Origin of the sequence: Chitinilyticum litopenaei DSM 21440 (genome assembly GCF_000428145.1) — a bacterium.
In the GTDB taxonomy this organism is placed as follows: domain Bacteria; phylum Pseudomonadota; class Gammaproteobacteria; order Burkholderiales; family Chitinibacteraceae; genus Chitinilyticum; species Chitinilyticum litopenaei.
In genome coordinates this window covers 55,071-70,628 of the sequence record NZ_ATZJ01000002.1, presented here as the reverse complement: position 1 = coordinate 70,628, position 15,558 = coordinate 55,071, and the positions used below count along the sequence as shown (strand labels likewise).

Annotated in this window: 12 protein-coding genes; 4 read left to right on the top strand and 8 right to left on the bottom strand. The window is 65.9% G+C overall.

The window, feature by feature from the left end; all coding sequences use genetic code 11:
* Nucleotides 1-14: 14 nt before the first annotated feature.
* The 3 genes from C515_RS19155 to mutL all read right to left on the bottom strand — a co-directional run bounded on the left by C515_RS19155 (nt 15) and on the right by mutL (nt 5,752).
* Nucleotides 15-2,720 (bottom strand): hybrid sensor histidine kinase/response regulator, encoded by a 2,706-nt coding sequence (locus C515_RS19155; protein ID WP_051304547.1) that lies wholly within the window; start codon nt 2,718-2,720, stop codon nt 15-17.
* Nucleotides 2,720-3,535 carry a substrate-binding periplasmic protein gene (locus tag C515_RS19150; protein WP_051304546.1) on the bottom strand — a complete coding sequence of 272 codons (816 nt, stop codon included), beginning with the start codon at nt 3,533-3,535 and terminating at the stop codon, nt 2,720-2,722. The genes C515_RS19155 and C515_RS19150 overlap by 1 nt, the downstream gene beginning before the upstream one ends.
* 270 nt (nt 3,536-3,805) lie before the next feature.
* On the bottom strand, nt 3,806-5,752 hold the full coding sequence (gene mutL / locus C515_RS0102260; protein ID WP_028454203.1) for a DNA mismatch repair endonuclease MutL: 1,947 nt from the start codon (nt 5,750-5,752) through the stop codon (nt 3,806-3,808).
* Between the two features lie 95 nt (nt 5,753-5,847).
* On the opposite strand from mutL, the gene C515_RS0102255 reads away from it, so the two are divergent.
* Nucleotides 5,848-6,225, top strand: a complete 378-nt coding sequence (locus C515_RS0102255; protein ID WP_028454202.1) for a response regulator — start codon at nt 5,848-5,850, stop codon at nt 6,223-6,225.
* 118 nt (nt 6,226-6,343) lie between these two features.
* On the opposite strand, the gene C515_RS0102250 is transcribed toward C515_RS0102255, so the two are convergent.
* Both C515_RS0102250 and tsaE read right to left on the bottom strand, forming a co-directional pair.
* Nucleotides 6,344-7,720: an N-acetylmuramoyl-L-alanine amidase gene (locus tag C515_RS0102250; RefSeq protein WP_051304544.1), complete on the bottom strand. Its 1,377-nt coding sequence runs from the start codon at nt 7,718-7,720 to the stop codon at nt 6,344-6,346.
* Nucleotides 7,702-8,184 (bottom strand): tRNA (adenosine(37)-N6)-threonylcarbamoyltransferase complex ATPase subunit type 1 TsaE, encoded by a 483-nt coding sequence (tsaE, locus tag C515_RS0102245; protein WP_028454200.1) that lies wholly within the window; start codon nt 8,182-8,184, stop codon nt 7,702-7,704. Before tsaE ends, C515_RS0102250 begins: the two co-directional genes overlap by 19 nt.
* Between tsaE and queG the strand changes: the two genes are divergently transcribed.
* Nucleotides 8,179-9,276 carry a tRNA epoxyqueuosine(34) reductase QueG gene (gene queG / locus C515_RS0102240; RefSeq protein WP_051304543.1) on the top strand — a complete coding sequence of 366 codons (1,098 nt, stop codon included), beginning with the start codon at nt 8,179-8,181 and terminating at the stop codon, nt 9,274-9,276. The two genes, tsaE and queG, sit on opposite strands and share 6 nt — an antisense overlap.
* Before the next feature lie 181 nt (nt 9,277-9,457).
* Here the strand turns inward: queG and C515_RS19145 are convergent, their stop codons facing one another.
* Entirely contained in the window at nt 9,458-11,359 is a 1,902-nt protein-coding gene (locus tag C515_RS19145) for a PAS domain-containing hybrid sensor histidine kinase/response regulator (protein WP_051304542.1), read from the bottom strand.
* A 1-nt stretch (nt 11,360) separates the two neighbouring features.
* Complete coding sequence (locus C515_RS0102230) at nt 11,361-12,641, bottom strand: cyclic di-GMP phosphodiesterase (protein ID WP_043647805.1); 1,281 nt, start codon at nt 12,639-12,641, stop codon at nt 11,361-11,363.
* Nucleotides 12,642-12,739: 98 nt separating this feature from the next.
* Here C515_RS0102230 and pxpB point away from each other — a divergent pair, with 98 nt between their 5' ends.
* Together pxpB and C515_RS19140 are read left to right on the top strand one after the other, a co-directional pair.
* The gene (pxpB, locus tag C515_RS0102225) at nt 12,740-13,378 is read left to right on the top strand and encodes a 5-oxoprolinase subunit PxpB (protein WP_028454197.1); all 639 of its coding nucleotides are present in this window, start codon (nt 12,740-12,742) and stop codon (nt 13,376-13,378) included.
* Nucleotides 13,375-14,334 (top strand): 5-oxoprolinase subunit C family protein, encoded by a 960-nt coding sequence (locus C515_RS19140; protein ID WP_043647804.1) that lies wholly within the window; start codon nt 13,375-13,377, stop codon nt 14,332-14,334. The genes pxpB and C515_RS19140 overlap by 4 nt, the downstream gene beginning before the upstream one ends.
* A 230-nt stretch (nt 14,335-14,564) precedes the next feature.
* Here the strand turns inward: C515_RS19140 and C515_RS0102215 are convergent, their stop codons facing one another.
* A complete protein-coding gene (locus C515_RS0102215) occupies nt 14,565-15,518 on the bottom strand; it encodes a flagellar brake protein (RefSeq protein WP_028454196.1) in 954 nt (317 codons plus the stop codon).
* Between the last annotated feature and the right edge of the window lie 40 nt (nt 15,519-15,558).

Here is a 15,558-nt window from a genome sequence, read left to right as displayed (position 1 = left end):
GTAAGGGGGGAATCTTACACGGCTGCCGGCGGTGCTGCTGTGACAGGCTGTGGCAGCCACTGGCGCAAGGCCTCTTCCAGCGCCTGCAGCTTCACCGGCTTGGCGACAAAATCGTTCATGCCGGCGGCACGGCAGCGTTGCTGGTCTTCCTGCATGGCGTTGGCAGTCAGCGCGACGATGGGCACGGCGGCCTTGCCGTCGGCCAGCTGGCGTATGGCGGCCGTTGCCGCAAAGCCATCCATTTCCGGCATCTGGCAGTCCATCAGCACCAGTGCGTAATCATGGCTGCGCACCGCATCCACAGCTGCCCGGCCGTTTTCCGCGACCTCGACGCGCATGCCCAGTTTTTCCAGCATCAGTACGGCGATCTTCTGGTTGACCGGGTTGTCTTCGGCCAGCAGCACCAGCGGTTTTTCGGCGGCACGTTGTTCGGCGACGTGGTGACTGGTGATCAGCGGGCGTTCGCTGCGCGGCAGTGCCTGTACACGCAGGGCTTCGGCGATGCAGGCGGGCAAGAGCGAGGGATGCAGCGGCTTGCTCATGAAGGCGGCAAAACCGGCGTTGCGCGCTTCACTGGCCTCGCCGGGCTGGGCGTTCTGGCTGAGCAGGATCAGCGGCAGACGTTCGCGGCCGGGCAGGGCGTGCAGCCGCGCCGGCAGTCCGTCAATGGCTGTTTCGCCGAGCGCCTGGTCGATCAGCGCGACGGCGCAGGGCTCGGTGCCGGCCAGTTGCGCCAGCCCGGCGCCGACCGTGTCGGCACTGCGGGTATGCATGCCCAGCTCGCCCAGGCTTTGTTCAATCAGTTCGCGCGTGGCTGCCAGCGGGCTGAGCAGCAAGGCCTGCAGGCCCTGCAGCGCAATATTGGCCGGCGTCTGCACGGTGCCTGCCTCGGCGATTTCCAGCAGTACGCTGAAGCGAAAGCATGCGCCGTGCCCCGGCGTGCTGCTGACGCCGATTTCGCCACCCATCGCCTCGACCAGACGGCGGCAGATCGACAATCCCAGGCCGGTGCCGCCGAAGTGCCGGGTGGTTGAGGCATCCGCCTGTACAAAGGGCTGAAACAGTTGCGCCTGCACATCGGGCGGGATGCCGATGCCGGTATCTTCGACCGCCAGCCGGATGCGGCTGCGGCCGTCTGCCGTTTCGGCCGCCGCGCGAATCACCACGCTGCCAGTCGGGGTGAACTTGATGGCATTGTTGACGAGATTGAGCAGGACCTGCCGCAGGCGGCTCGGGTCGCCCTTCAGGCGCGGCGGCACACCCGGCGCGACCAGGCAGACGACTTCCAGCTGTTTGGCGCGGGCATTGGCCGCGACGAGATCCAGCGTGCTTTCCAGCACATTGCGCAGGTCGAAGTCGATGCGCTCCAGCTCCAGCCGGCCTGCTTCGATCTTGGAAAAATCCAGCAGATCGTTGATCAGGGCCATCAGCGCATCGCCGCTGGTGCGCACGGCCATCAGGTAGTCCTGCTGCCGTTCGTTCAGTGCGGTGTCCTGCAGCAGTTCGGCAAAGCCGAGGATGGCATTGAGCGGTGTGCGGATTTCATGACTCATATTGGCCAGAAAGGCCGATTTGGCGAGGCTGGCGTTTTGCGCCGCCTCGCGCGCGGCGATCAGCGTTTGCTCGGTTTCCAGCCGCGCGCCGATGTCGCGGGCAACGAGCTGGAAACGCTCGCTGTCGTCTTCGGTGAGTGCGGGCATGCGCGACAGGCTGGCCTCGGCCTGCAGCACGCTGCCGTCGCGACGGCGCAGCGTCAGCGTGCGGGCGGTCAGGGCGTGGCTGCTTTCCAGCTCGGCCAGCAGCGCGGGCCAGGAGGGTTCGAGCAGCCAGCCATCGTGCGGCAGGCCATCCTGTGCACCCAGCATGGCTTGCCAGGCGGGATTGGTGAAGCACAGCCGTCCCGTGCGATCAAGCATGGCCACGCCATCGGCCATCGCTGCCAGTACCTGGTCGAGCCGCTGCGTCTGCCCGGCGAGCAGCCGGTCGAGCTGGTCGCGCTGCCCTGCCAGTGCGCGGCTGGCGCTGTCCTGCAGTTCCAGCTGTTCCTGCAGCTTGGCCTGCAGGCCGGTGATGCCCTCGGCCAGCTCGTGCAGTTCGTTGCGCGGTGCGTCGGCCGGATGCGGGGCCGGCTTGTCGAGGCTGCCGGCATCGAGCTCGCGCACATGCTCCCACAGGCGGCGCAGCGGGTGCGCCACGGTGCGCTGCACCAGCAAGAGCAGGATGCCCGCGAGAATGAACAATTCCAGCGTCACCAGACCGATGAAGCGCAGGCTTTCCTGCCAGACGTTGCCGTGCAGACGGTCGCGGTCAAGCCGGATCAGCCATTCGCCGATTTCGCGCTGTCCGTCCGGCGCGAGCAGCGGATAGCGCAGCGTGGGCACCTCCTGGCGCAAATCCGCACCGGCCTTGCGGTAACTCAGCGTCTGTTCGGCAGAACTCAGGTCGACGCTGAGAATGGCCGGAAAGCGTTGCAGTGCTTGCAGCTGCACCCTGGCCGAGTCGAAATCCAGCTCCCAGAGCGCCTTGCCGATGCTGCTGGAATAGGCGGCCAGCGCCGAATCGAGCTGGCGCTGCTGGCGGGCTGTTTCCTCGCGCCAGACATAGAGGGCGTTGAGCGCGCCGACCGTCAGCGAAAGCAGCAGGCTGAGCAGCGCGACGCGGCGCACGAGCAGGTTGGAAAGCGCACTGGAGCGGGGGCGGCCGGAGTGGGTCGGAGTCATCAGAAATCCAGCAGGGCGTCGGTGTCGGCGGGCGGCAGATAGCGCAGGTAGATTGCCCGCAGGCTGCCATCCGCGCGCATCTGGTGGAGCTGTTCCTGCCAGTGCTGCGCCTCGGTCTGGCTGAAGCGGCTCTTGGCCAGGATCAGGCCGTGCGGCACGCCTTTTTCCTGCGGTGTCCAGTCCTGCACGCTGACCTGCTGCTGCATGTCCAGCGTGGGCAGGTAATGGCGATAGACCGGCGGTTGCGAAAAAATGGCCTGCACCCGGCCCTGTTTCAGCTTCAGGTAAAGCGTCTGGGCATCGGGGCTTTCCTGCACGCGTTGTGCCTGGCGCAGGGTATCGAGCCAGCGGTCCTGCTGTTCGCCATGCTTGAATGCGCGCACCACGCCGAAAAGCGCGCGGGGGGTGGCGAGAAAGTCGCTGGCCTGCCTGACCTCGCCGGCCAGCGCGCTGCTGACCAGTGCGTGGTTTTTCATGCTCAGGTAATGGGCAAACCAGGCGAAGCGGTCGCGCGCTGGGGTCTGGATTCCCGAGACGCTCATGTCCAGCGCGCCGCTTTCCAGGTCGGCCCAGATGCGCGCACGCGGCATGACGCGGGTATCAAAGCGGCAGCCGGTGCGCCGCGCCAGCTCGTCGACGAGGTCCCGGTCGATGCCGCGGCCCTGGTGATAGAGCAGTCCGTATTCATAGAAAGCCAGCCGGATCGGCTGCGCCGGACAGGGAAACGGCGCGGCTTGCGCGAGCAAGGGGGCCAGCAAGGCCCCCAGTCGCAGGGCAGTCAGCAGCAGGGCGGGCCGGGCAGGGGCGATTTTCATTGCGCGCACAGCATGGGATGCAACGGTTTACCTTAGCACTTTCTGGTGGGCGTCATGCTGCAGAGCGGGGCAGCAGGCAGCAAAGCGGCGCAGGGAAACGCCGCGGCCTGGGTGAATCGGGTTGGCAGACAAGCTTTCAATGCAGAGACGCAGAGACGGCGTAAGCATACCGGCGGTTGATGTGCTTTTCCTCTGCGTCTCTGCGTTGAAGGGGGGTGCAGGTTTTGAATGTTCTGAATTTTGAGTTGGCTGGTCGCCGGGAACGCGGCTTCATTGCCCGCGCATGAAGAGGCCGTCGAGCTCCTTCATCGTCAGCCGGAACCAGGTCGGGCGGCCGTGATTGCACTGGCCGGAGCGCTCGGTGGCTTCCATGTCGCGCAGCAGCGCATTCATTTCGGTCAGCGTGAGCTGGCGGTTGGCGCGCACGGCACCGTGGCAGGCCATGGTCGCCAGCAGCTCGTTGCGGCGGCCGGACAGCAGCTGGCTGATGCCGGCGGTGCGGATGTCGGCCAGCATGGCGCGCGCCAGTTCGACGACGTCGGCATCCTTCAGCAGCAGGGGCACCGCACGCACGGCCAGTTGCGTGGGCGACATCACCGACAGCTCCAGCCCCAGGCGGGCGATGTCGCCGGCGTGCTCTTCCACGGTGGCAATGTCGAGCGCGTCGGCGGCGAACACATGCGGAATCAGCAGCGGCTGCGTCGGCATCTGGTTCAGGTCCAGCGCGTTTTTGAGCTTTTCATACACGATGCGTTCGTGGGCAGCATGCATGTCGACCACGATCAGGCCCTCGCTGGCCTGGCTGAGAATATAGACACCATGCAGCTGGCCCAGCGCAAAACCCAGTGGCGGAATCAGCGGTGCTTCCGGCTCGGGCCGGGGCGGCGTTGCCATGCTGGCGACATCGGCCATTTGCCTGCTCGCGGGATCCTGGGGTATTGCCTTGGAGCCATTTTCATTAATTGGCTGTAGGGTGATACTTGGTGGTGTATTGTCGCGGCGCAGATCGCCGATCAGCTTGTCATAAAAGCCCAGGCCTTCGCGGGCGTTGGCGAGCGGCATGGCCTGCTGGCGCGCTGCCAGTTCGGCATAACTGGGGGCGCGCGGCGGCGCCGGGCGGACGCTGCCCGCTGCGGAGACGGGGGCTGGCGCCGCGGGCGATGCGGGCCGGCTCAGGATTTCGCCGGTATCCGGGTCTACGCCATCCGGGATGGCCGGCGCGGCGCCGGCGCGGGTGGCCGACAGCGCCTTGGTAAGGCTGGTGAGCAGAAAGCGGTAAACGGCCTGGCTTTCGCGAAAGCGCACTTCGATCTTGGTCGGGTGTACGTTCACGTCCACCGTTTCCGGGTCGAGCTCCAGAAACAGGCAGTAGGCGGCGTGGCGGTCATGGTGCAAGACGTCGCGGTAGGCTTCGCGCAGCGCGTGCTGGATCACCTTGTCGCGCACATAGCGCCCGTTCACGAAGAAATACTGCGCATCACGGCTGGCCTTGCCCAGCGTGGGGTTGCCGGTAATGCCCCACAGCCGCAGGGGGCCAAAGCCCTCGTCAACCGTGATGCCGCTCTGGATGAATTCCTCGCCCAGCAGCTCACCCGCACGGCGCGCCAGATCGCCGGCGACCAGCCGCAGGGCGGCGCGACCGTTGTGCAGCAGCGTGAACTGCCGGCCCGGATTGGCCAGCGCCAGGCGCTTGACCATCTCGGCGCAGTGGGCGAATTCGGTGGCGTCGGACTTGAGGAATTTGCGCCGCGCCGGCAGCTGGTGATACAGCTCGTGCACCTCGATGGTGGTGCCGTGGCTGAGCGCGGCGGGTTCGATCTCGCCCAGCTGTCCGTGATCGGCCTCGACTCGCCAGGCGTGCGCGTCATCCTGATAGCGGCTGGTCAGCGTCAGGCGCGAGACGGAGGCAATCGATGCCAGCCCCTCGCCGCGAAAGCCCAGCGTGGCCACGCGCTGCAGGTCGTCGAAGCTGGCGATCTTGCTGGTGGCGTGACGATGCAGCGCCAGCGGCAGGTCTGCCTTGGCGATGCCGCAGCCGTCGTCGACGATCTTGATCAGCTTGCTGCCGCCATTGAGCAGCTCGATGTGCAGGTTGCTGCTGCCGGCATCCAGGCTGTTTTCCAGCATTTCCTTGAGCGCGTTGGCGGGGCGCTCGACGACTTCGCCGGCGGCGATCTGGTTGACGAGCTGGTCGGGCAGTACCTGGATGCGTGGCATGTCAGTTTGGTTTGGCTATGATGAAAGCAATTGGCGCGACGGGCGCCGCCACAGTATATCAGCCCGTCCGTACGCCACCCGATGCGGAAAATCCCATGCCAAAGAAATTCACTTGTGTCCTGATTGATGACGACAGCGTGCTGCGCAGCGTCATGTCCTCCATCCTGCGCAGCGCCGATTTCGAGGTGCTGGCCGAGTCGGCGCACGCCGACAATGCCCTGGAGCTGATCAAGCAGCATCAACCGCGGCTGGTGATGCTCGACATCAATCTGCCGGAAGGCAGCGGGCTGGACCTGCTGCCGCAGATCATGGCCATCTCGCCGCCCCCCAAGGTCATCATGGTGACGGCGGACGCCACCATCGACAAGGTGCGCGGCGCGCTCGGCAAGGGCGCTGCCGGTTTCGTCGTCAAGCCCTTCACGCCGGCCAAGCTGCTGGGTGCGGTAGGGCATGCCCTGGGGCTGGATCAGTAAGCTGCCCCGATTGCCGGAGCCTTGTCAGCTCTTTTCCCGCTCCTCCAGCGCGCCCCGAAGGCCAGCCTGCAGCATTGCGCCTACTTGATGCTGCAAGCGGCGGCAGGGATTGCCACGCTTACTTGCTGGCCAGCTTGGTGCGCGGTTGCGGCGGGTATTTGGCGAAATAGCGCTTGATGCCGCGATGCAGCGCCAGTGCCATTTTCTGCTGGTAGTCGTCGCTGATCAGCTTCTGTTCTTCGGCCGGATTGGAAATGAAGGCCGTTTCCACCAGCACCGAGGGAATGTCCGGCGCCTTGAGCACGGCAAAGCCGGCCTGCTCGACCTGCGGCTTGTGCAGGCGGTTGATGTCGCCCAGTTCGCCCAGCATCACCTTGCCCAGTTTCAGGCTGTCGTTGATGGTCGAGGTCATCGTCAGGTCCATCAGCACGCGCGCCAGTTCCGGATTGCGGTTGTCAAGCTTCACGCCGCCGATCAGGTCGGCCTCGTTCTGGCTCTTGGCCAGCATGCGCGCCTGCACGCTGGTGGCGCTCTTGTCCGACAGCGCAAATACCGAGGCGCCGCTGGCGTCGGGGCGTAGCGCGGCGTCGGCATGAATGGAGACAAACAGGTCGGCCTGCACGGCCCGCGCCTTTTTCACGCGTGTGCCCAGTGGCACGAAGTAGTCGCCGTCGCGGGTCAGCACCACGCGCACATTCGGCTCTTCCTCCAGCAGCGTTTTCAGCCGTCGCGCAATCGCCAGCACCACGGTTTTCTCATAGGTGCCGGCCGGGCCGATGGCGCCCGGGTCTTCGCCGCCGTGGCCCGGGTCGAGCACGACGGTGATCAGGCGATCGACCTTGAGCTTGTCGCGCTCGACGCTCTCGGGCTTGTCGGCAGTTTTCTCGCCGGGCTTGCGCTCGGCGCCCGCCGGCTTGTCACTGCCGCGCGGCGGCGTGGAAAGCGTCTCGGATTTCGCCAGTGGCGCGCCTTCGGGCTTGTCCTGGTCGCTGAGAAAGGCCAGCAGCGGGTCGTCCTGGTGCGCCGGGTAGAGGTCGATGACCAGCCGGTGCTGGTATTCGGCGACCGGCGGCAGGGTGAACACCTGCGGGCGGATTTCGGTTTTCATGTCCAGCACCAGCCGCACGATATCGGGTTTGTTGCGCCCGGCGCGCAGCTGCTGGATATAGGGATCATCCTCCAGTACCTTGCCGGCGAGGCTTTGCAGCTGCGAGTTGATCTCGATGCCTTCGAGATCCACGACCAGCCGCTCGGGATTTTTCAGCATGAAATGCTTGAAGTTCAGCGGGGTCGTCGATTCGATGGTGACGCGCGTATAGGCGTGCGAAGGCCAGACGCGCACCGCGACGACATTGCCGTTGCCGGCAGCCTGGCCGCGTGGAATGACGCTGAGCAAGAGGGTGGCCGCGGCCGCCTGCAGCAGCAAGCGTCTGCCGGGTATTGCCTCGAAGCCATTGCTGGGGTTGAGTTCTGGGGTTATACCCTTGCTGCGCATGCCTTGCCCTGTGTGCTGATGGCTTCCAGTACCGCATGGCGGCCCTCGCCGTCCGGGCTGAGCGTGATGCGCCAGTCGGGAGAGGGCAAGAGGCCCGCGGCCTTGTCGGCCCATTCGATCAGACAGACGCTGTCCGCGTTGAAATGCTCGCGAAACCCTGCGTCTTCCCATTCTTCCGGGTCGTTAAATCGATATAAATCAAAGTGATAAAAGTATAAGTTAGAAATTGCATAAGGTTCAACCAGCGTATAGGTGGGACTTTTCACCCGCCCGGCAAAGCCCAGACCGCGCAAAATCCCGCGCGTCAGCGTGGTTTTCCCGGCGCCCAGGTCGCCGGCCAGCTCGATCACCAGCCCGCCGTGCAGCACGCGGGCCAGCCGGGCGCCCAGCGCCAGCGTGGCGGCCTCGTCGGCCAGATGGAAAGCGAGAATGGCGGGGGCGCTGGTATCATCGCGGCTATGCATGCAGATTCCTGTCCTGTTGAATTCGATCCGGCCGGGCCCGATCCGGTGGCGCTGGCGGCCCGCATCAAGGCCTGGGCGCACGAGCTGGGCTTTGCCCGCGCGGCAATTGCCGGCACCGATTTGCGCCATGCCGAGCAGGGGCTGAGCGACTGGCTGGCGGCCGGTTTCCACGGCGAGATGGATTATATGGCACGCCACGGCCTCAAGCGCGCGCGGCCAGCCGAGCTGGTGCCGGGGACGCGCTCGGTCATCACCGTCTTCATGCCTTATCAGCCACCGGGCGCTGCCGGCGCCGAGGCCAATCTGGCCGACGGCGAGCGCGCCTACATCTCGCGCTACGCGCTGGGCCGCGATTATCACAAGGTCTTGCGCAACCGGCTACAAAAGCTGGCCGAACGGCTGGCGGCCAGCATCGGGCCCTTTGGCCATCGCGTCTTCGTCGATTCCGCGCCGGTGCTGGAAGTGGCGCTGGCCGTGGCGGGCGGGCAGGGCTGGCGCGGCAAGCACACCCTGCTGATCAACCGCGATTACGGCTCGTATTTCTTTCTTGGCGAGCTGTTTACCGATCTGGCGCTGCCGCTTGACGATCCGCTGCCCGACGAGCACTGCGGGCGCTGCACGCGCTGTCTCGATGCCTGCCCGACCCAGGCCATCGTCGCGCCCTACCAAGTCGATGCGCGCCGCTGCATTTCCTACCTGACCATCGAGTTGCAGGGCAGCATCCCGGTCGAATTCCGGCCCATGCTTGGCAACCGTGTCTACGGCTGCGACGACTGCCAGCTGGTCTGTCCGTGGAACCGCTTCGCTGTTACGAGCGAGGAAGCGGATTTCCACGTGCGCCACGGCCTCGACGATGTGACGCTGGTCGAGCTCTTTGCCTGGAGCGCGGCGGATTTCAGCGAGCGCATGGCCGGCAGCGCCATTTACCGCATCGGTTACGAGCGCTGGCTGCGCAATCTGGCGGTGGGGCTGGGCAATGCGCCGACGACACCGGCCGTGCTGGCCGCTCTGCAGTCGCGCGTGCAGGACGAGAGCGGGCTGGTGCGCGAGCACGTCGCCTGGGCGCTGGCCCGGCATGCCGGGCAGGCGTGAGGGGCTGACCGGAATGACGAATTGTACTTTGCCGAGGTAGCTACCTAATCAGGGGGGGCTTTAGGGTATCGAGCTGCAGGCTTTTCGATAGTTAGGCTTTGGGCTTATGAGGTGGTTGGTATGCTTTGCTCCTCACGCCTCACGCCTCACGCCTCACGCCTCACGCCTCACGCCTCACGCCTCACGCCTCACCCCGTCCCGCTACCCGCAGTGCGGCGAGCATGTCGTCAATGTGCTGCAGGGCAATGTCGATCTGCAAGGGTTTGGTGAGATAGCCGGCAAAGCCGGATTCCAGCGCGGCGGCGGCCTGGGCGGGGTCGGCGTCGCCGGACAGTGCGATGATGGGGACGGTTCGCCCGGCGTTGGTGGCGCGCACGGCCTGCAGCAGCGGCAGGCCCTGGCCATCGGGCAGGTGCAGGTCGAGCAGCAGCAGATCGGGTTGCGCCTGCTCGAGCAGCAGGAGGCCGTCGCCCAGCGTGCCGGCCACCAGCAGGCAGAATTGCGGGCGGCGCTTGGCGAACACGCTTTGCAGCACGCGCTGGCTCAGTTCGTCGTCTTCGATGTAGAGCACCTTGGCGCTTTGCGCGGCGGCGCTGGCTTCGCTGTTGCCCTGGCTGGCCCGGGGCGTCGCTGGCGCACTGGCGGGCAGATCGATCCAGAAGCGGCTGCCGCGCCCTGGCGTGCTGTCCACGCCGATCTGGCCATGCATCAGCAAGGCCAGCTTGCGGGTGAAGGCCAGGCCGATGCCGCTGCCTTCGATGTCGTGCTGATGCTCGCCGACGCGACTGAAGGGCTGGAAGAGTTGCGCCAGCTCCTCGCGACTGAGTCCCACCCCGGTGTCGCTGACGGTGATGCGCCAGAAGCTGGTATCCGCAGGCACCAGCGTCAGGCCGACGCTGCCTTCGGGCCGGTTGTACTTGATGGCGTTGGAAAGCAGGTTGATCAGCATTTGCTTGAGGCGCTTCGGGTCGGCGCTGGCCCAGTACTGGCCGGTGGCCAGTTGCGGCGGCGTGAGGGTGATCTGGCGGGCGCTGGCCAGCGGGCGCACCAGCATCAGGCATTCCTGGATGATCACGGCGAGATCGACCGGTTCGGGCTTGATCTGCAGGCGTCCCGCCTCGATGCTGGCCAGGTCGAGCACTTCGTTGATCAGCCCCAGCAGATGCTGGCCGGCACTGAGGATGTGGCCGATCATTTCGCGGTTGCCTTCGCTGGCGTCGTCGCGCAGCAGGTGGGCAAAGCCGAGGATGGCATTCAGCGGTGTGCGCAGCTCGTGGCTCATGTGCGAGAGGAATTCGGATTTGGCCTGGTTGGCGGCCTGCGCCTGGTCGCGGGCATCCAGCAGGTCGGCCTCATGCTGCTTGATGCGCGTGATGTCGTGAAAGCTGGTCACGCGGCCGATGGGCTTGTCGTTCATCTTCTGCGGGCGCGAGGCCAGTTCGATGACGCGGCCGTCACGCAGGCGCACGATGTGGGTGACTTCCTGTTCCGGATGCTCGAGCAGATGACGCCACCAGTGCTCGAATTCGCTGCGGTTTTGCAGCTGGGCAACAATGGCGGCGCGGATACCCTGGTCATTGCCTTCGAGCAGCTTGGGCGAGAGTGACCACAATTCGGCGAAGCGGTGGTTGAAATGCTCGATGTGGCCATCCAGCGCGGTGACCAGCAGGCCGTCGACGGTGGCTTCCAGCGTGGTGGACAGCAGGGCGGCGCTGCGTGCGCACAGCTGTTCCTGCATCAGCACGCTGCTGATGTCGTGGCTGGCGATCAGCAGATAGACCCGTTCCTCGTGATGGATGGGGCGCACGCTGCGCTCCACCGGCAGGATGGTGCCGTCGCGGCGCAGGTATTCGCTGCGCACGCTGTAGAGCGGGCGGTATTCGCCAGCGGCAACTTCTTCCCAGAAGAACAGCTCGTTGAGCCCGGTTTCGATGTCGGTGATCAGTCGCCCCTGCAAGCCGCCGGGCGGGTAGTTCAGCATGGCCTCGGTGGCCGGGTTGGCGTGCACGATGCGCTGGTCGCCGCTGTCGACCAGCAGCAGGCATTGCGGACTGTGCTCCAGCAGCAGGGCGGGGGGCGGCATGTCAGTCATCGTTCGGGCGGAAATAATAAGTGGCGCGTTTGCGCGGGCTGAGCTGCTCGATGGCGCTGCGCGGCAACTGGGCGGCCTTGACCGATTTGCTGATGTTCACCGTCTGGTCTTCTTCCAGATTGATGATGTGCGGCCCTTCCTGCGCGGCGGCCGGGTCGTGCACCAGCACGACAGGCTTGAGCGGGCGCGAGGAATTGACCGATACCACTATGGCGTATTGCCCGTCAGACAATTGCACCAGCGAGCCGGGTGGATATACCCCCATGCTTCGCACGAAAACACCGAGCATCTGCGGGTCGAACTGGTTGCGGTGCTGGGCAAAGATCTGCGCCAGCGCCTCGTGCGGCGTCAGCGAATCGATGGGGTTGATGCGGTTGCACAGATTGTCGTAGCTGTTGACGATGGCCAGCACGCGCGCCAGCGGGTCGATGCGTTCCAGGGCCAGGCGCTTGGGGTAGCCGCTGCCATCGGCGAGCTCGTGATGCTGCAGGATGATGGTCTGGATGCGCGTCGACAGGCCGGCAGCCCTCGCGGCTTCCATGCTCCATTCGCAATGCTGGGCAATCAGCGTGCGCTCGGCCTGGGTGAGCTGCTCGGTTTTCAGCAGCACGCGGTCGGGAATGCGGCTCTTGCCCACGTCGTGCAGCAAGGTCGCGAGCCCCAGCTCGTGGATGTCCGCGCGCGCCAGCCCCAGTGCGCGCGCCAGCAGAAAGGCCAGCACCGAGGTATTCAGCGAATGGAAATACAGATCCTCGGCGGCGCTTTTTTCATTCATCAGCTGCAGCGCAATGTCGCTGTCGGTGAGCAGCGAGTCGAGCATGCGCGTCACCAGCTGGTCGGCCTGTGCGGCGGTGTCGGCCGGGCGCGCGTAGATTTGCTTGTTGATCTGCTTGACCACCTGCGCGGCCTGGCTGAAATCCCGCTCGCAGGCCTGCAGCAAGGCCTGGCGGCGCGCTTCTTTTTCCTGCGCGGCGCGCTTGGCAGCCAGCTGTGCAAGCAGGGCCGGATCGGGCTCGGGCGGTGCTTCGCCAGCGCCTGCCGGGGCTGGCGGCGCATCGCTGAGCGGTTCGCAGTCGCTCTGTTCGGGGGAATAGCGGATGCGCTTGAGGCCCAGCTGCTGCAGCTGGCGCAGCTGCTCGTCGTTCTTGATCTTGAAGCTGCTCAGGGCAAAGGGGTGGTCCATCCAGCCCAGGTCAAGATGAATGAAGATGCCGACGCGCAATTGTTCGGGGTGCAGATAGTGCGCTTCTTTGGGCTTGCTTTGTAGAATCATGCGAGCTCGCGGCGTGCGGAAAATCAGCTTCAGTATGATGGTTCCATGCGCTTTTTACAGCACAATTGTGCGCTGCATGACGAAAAGGACAAACGGCGATGACGATGGCGATCGTGGCTATGGGCGAAGGCATGCTGTTGCTGCAAACGGCGCCCGAGCTGGCCTGCCAGCAGCGGCTCTGGGCGCTGGAGGCGCGGCTGCGCCGCAGGCACAGGTGCTGTGTGCTGGGCATGTACAGCCTTGCCGTGCGCTTTGATCCGCTGCAAGAGGCGCGCGGCCGCGTCGAGGCCATGCTGGTGCGCGAGTGGGAAAAGGCGGCGCCGGACGAGCGCGCCGGGGCTCGTCACCACCGGATTCCGGTGCGCTACGGCGGCGCGGACGGGCCCGATCTTGCCGAGCTGGCGGCGCTGTGCGGACTGAGCGTGCCGGAGGTGATCGCCTTGCATGCCGGCACGCCGTATCGCGTGTATTGCCTGGGATTTCTGCCCGGCTTTCCCTATCTGGGCGGGCTGGACCCGCGTCTGGCCGCACCGCGTCGCGCCACGCCGCGGCTGCGCGTGCCGGCCGGCAGTGTCGGCATCGGCGGCGCGCAGACCGGCATTTATCCGCAGGACGCACCCGGCGGCTGGCAACTGATCGGCCGCAGCGCGGTGCCGCTCTTCAACCCGCAGCACAGCCCTGCCGCACTGCTGCAGCCCGGCGACTGGCTGCATTTCGAACCGGAGGCGCACGCATGACGCACTTGCACATTCTGCGCCCGGGCATGCAGGCCAGCGTGCAGGATCTGGGCAGCCAGAGCGGTTTTGCCGACGGCGTGGCGCAAGGCGGCGCCGCCGATGCGCTGGCTTGCCGGCTGGCCAATCGCCTGGTTGGCAATGCCGACGGGGATGCGACGCTGGAAATCACGCTCGGCGGCCTGCAACTCGAGAGCAGCGCCGATTGCTGGCTGGCGCTGACCGGCGCGCCGTGTGCGCTGCGCATCAGCGCCTCGCAGGGCGGGGCGGAAGGACGCGACGTGCCGGCGTGGTCGGCGTTCCTGCTGCGCGCTGGCGAGCGGCTGCAGCTTGCCGCGCCCGCCTGGGGCTTGCGCAGCTATCTGGCGGTGGCGGGCGGCATTGCCGTGCCCGAGCTGCTGGGCAGCCGCGCCACCCGGCTTGGTTCGGGCTGGGGTGGCTGGCAGGGGCGCGCCCTGCGTGCGGGCGATGTCCTGCCGGTAGGGGAGAGCGGCTTTAGCGGTCCGGCTCGCCGCATCCGTGCGCCGCGTTTCGGCGACATGGTGCGCATCCTGCCCGGCCCGCAGGCCGGTTTGCTGGAGACCGGCGCCCGGCGCGAGCTGGCGGGCCATTGGCGGGTGGACATGCACAGCAACCGCATGGGCGCGCGTCTGCTTGGCCCGGTGCTGGCGGCGCGCTCGGCCAGCATCTACTCGCATCCGGTGCAGCCTGGGGCCGTGCAGCTGACGCCAGCCGGCCAGCCCATCGTGCTGCTGGCCGATGCCCAGCTGACCGGCGGCTATCCGGTCATCGCGCAGGTGATCGCTGCCGACCTGTGGCGTTGCGGCCAGTGGCGACCCGGCCAGAGCGTGCGTCTTATGGAAGTCAGCGAAGCTGCCGCGCTCGCCGCCTTGCGCGAGCAGCGGGACTGGCTGGCAAAGCTCGCCCGGGTGCTGCCTCAGGAGCCATCAGGTGAATGACGGGGATGAAGTGCCCGGCTTGCCCGGCGCACGCTGATGGCGTTCCCGCTTTTCCCTGTCTCTGTGCTTGATTTGGGAGTTGCTGAGATGTCTGGCTAGTCAGGGAAGGTTTTTGATGGGTATGTGAGTCCGGCCCTTTTATATAAAGGGTCTGGGTTGTATATGGTTATGGGTATGGTTGTCTTTTCTCACCCCTCACCCCTCACCCCTCACCCCTCACCCCTCACCCCTCAGTTTTCCAGCAGCATCTGGTAGATGTAGTGCTCCAGAATCAGCCGCTCGGCCATCGGCAGGGCCGTGAATTCCACGCCCCAGCCCTGGGCATCGGGGCCGACTTCGGCATCGTGGTGGTTGCGAATCAGGGCATTGAGGCTCAGCGTGTGCGCCTCTCCGGCTGCAGTGAGGCGCAGGCCGATGCTCAGTTCGTCGCCCTTCAGGCCCAGCAGTTCCTGCGTTTCCAGCATGGCGCCGCCGGCCGACAGGTTGACCAGCCGGGCCGAGCGCACCGCGATGCCGGGCTGGGTCAGGTTGCTGACGCTGACAATCAGGCGGGTATTGACGCGCAGGCTCTTGCGCAGCTGATGGACCTGCAGCTGCTCGGGCCAGCGCAGGTGCAGGTGCGGATAGGGCACATAGCTCATTTTCAGCACCGGCGCGAAAAACGAGATGATGTCCTTGCCGGCGATGGTCTTGACCTGCAGCACCTCGTCATCGCGAAACGGCAGCACGGTGCCCTGCGGGCTGAGCGCGCTGACGATGACGGCCGTTTTTTCCAGCCAGCCGATCAGTTTCACTGCGGATTTCGGCTTCAGCGCATCGCCGGCCGATTGCAGATAAACAATGGCGCCCGGCAGCAGCCGGGTCGAGGAAAGCGTCTTGCCGCCTGCCGCCGCCCGGCCGCCGCCATCGGGCGCGAGCGCGGCGCTGCCGGTTTTCTCTTCGTCGTCCGGCTCGCCGGTGTGCACGCGCGCCCCGCCCACCGGGCCGCTGCGCGCGCGCGTCCTGCTCCAGGCCGGATTGGTATAGAGGCCGATCTTCAGCAGGGTTTCGACCTGCTTTCCGTTGTGGATGACTTCACCGGCGGCAATCAGCAGATTGTGTTGCCGGTCATACACCGGGTAAGGCAGGGCGATGCCGACTTGCAGGTCGGACTTGCGCAGCGGCAACAGATCTTCGTCGGCCATTGTTTGGCAGCATCAGCAGTCGGTAATGTGTGCATTTGTA

Excerpts from the sequence above, each read along its gene's own strand:
- C515_RS0102250 (WP_051304544.1), bottom strand. The coding sequence starts at position 7,720 with ATGCGCAGCAAGGGTATAACCCCAGAACTCAACCCCAGCAATGGCTTC.
- C515_RS0102255 (WP_028454202.1), top strand. The coding sequence starts at position 5,848 with ATGCCAAAGAAATTCACTTGTGTCCTGATTGATGACGACAGCGTGCTG.
- queG (WP_051304543.1), top strand. The coding sequence starts at position 8,179 with ATGCATGCAGATTCCTGTCCTGTTGAATTCGATCCGGCCGGGCCCGAT.
- C515_RS0102230 (WP_043647805.1), bottom strand. The coding sequence starts at position 12,641 with ATGATTCTACAAAGCAAGCCCAAAGAAGCGCACTATCTGCACCCCGAA.
- C515_RS19150 (WP_051304546.1), bottom strand. The coding sequence starts at position 3,535 with ATGAAAATCGCCCCTGCCCGGCCCGCCCTGCTGCTGACTGCCCTGCGA.
- C515_RS19145 (WP_051304542.1), bottom strand. The coding sequence starts at position 11,359 with ATGCCGCCCCCCGCCCTGCTGCTGGAGCACAGTCCGCAATGCCTGCTG.
- C515_RS0102215 (WP_028454196.1), bottom strand. The coding sequence starts at position 15,518 with ATGGCCGACGAAGATCTGTTGCCGCTGCGCAAGTCCGACCTGCAAGTC.
- C515_RS19140 (WP_043647804.1), top strand. The coding sequence starts at position 13,375 with ATGACGCACTTGCACATTCTGCGCCCGGGCATGCAGGCCAGCGTGCAG.
- pxpB (WP_028454197.1), top strand. The coding sequence starts at position 12,740 with ATGACGATGGCGATCGTGGCTATGGGCGAAGGCATGCTGTTGCTGCAA.
- mutL (WP_028454203.1), bottom strand. The coding sequence starts at position 5,752 with ATGCCACGCATCCAGGTACTGCCCGACCAGCTCGTCAACCAGATCGCC.
- tsaE (WP_028454200.1), bottom strand. The coding sequence starts at position 8,184 with ATGCATAGCCGCGATGATACCAGCGCCCCCGCCATTCTCGCTTTCCAT.
- C515_RS19155 (WP_051304547.1), bottom strand. The coding sequence starts at position 2,720 with ATGACTCCGACCCACTCCGGCCGCCCCCGCTCCAGTGCGCTTTCCAAC.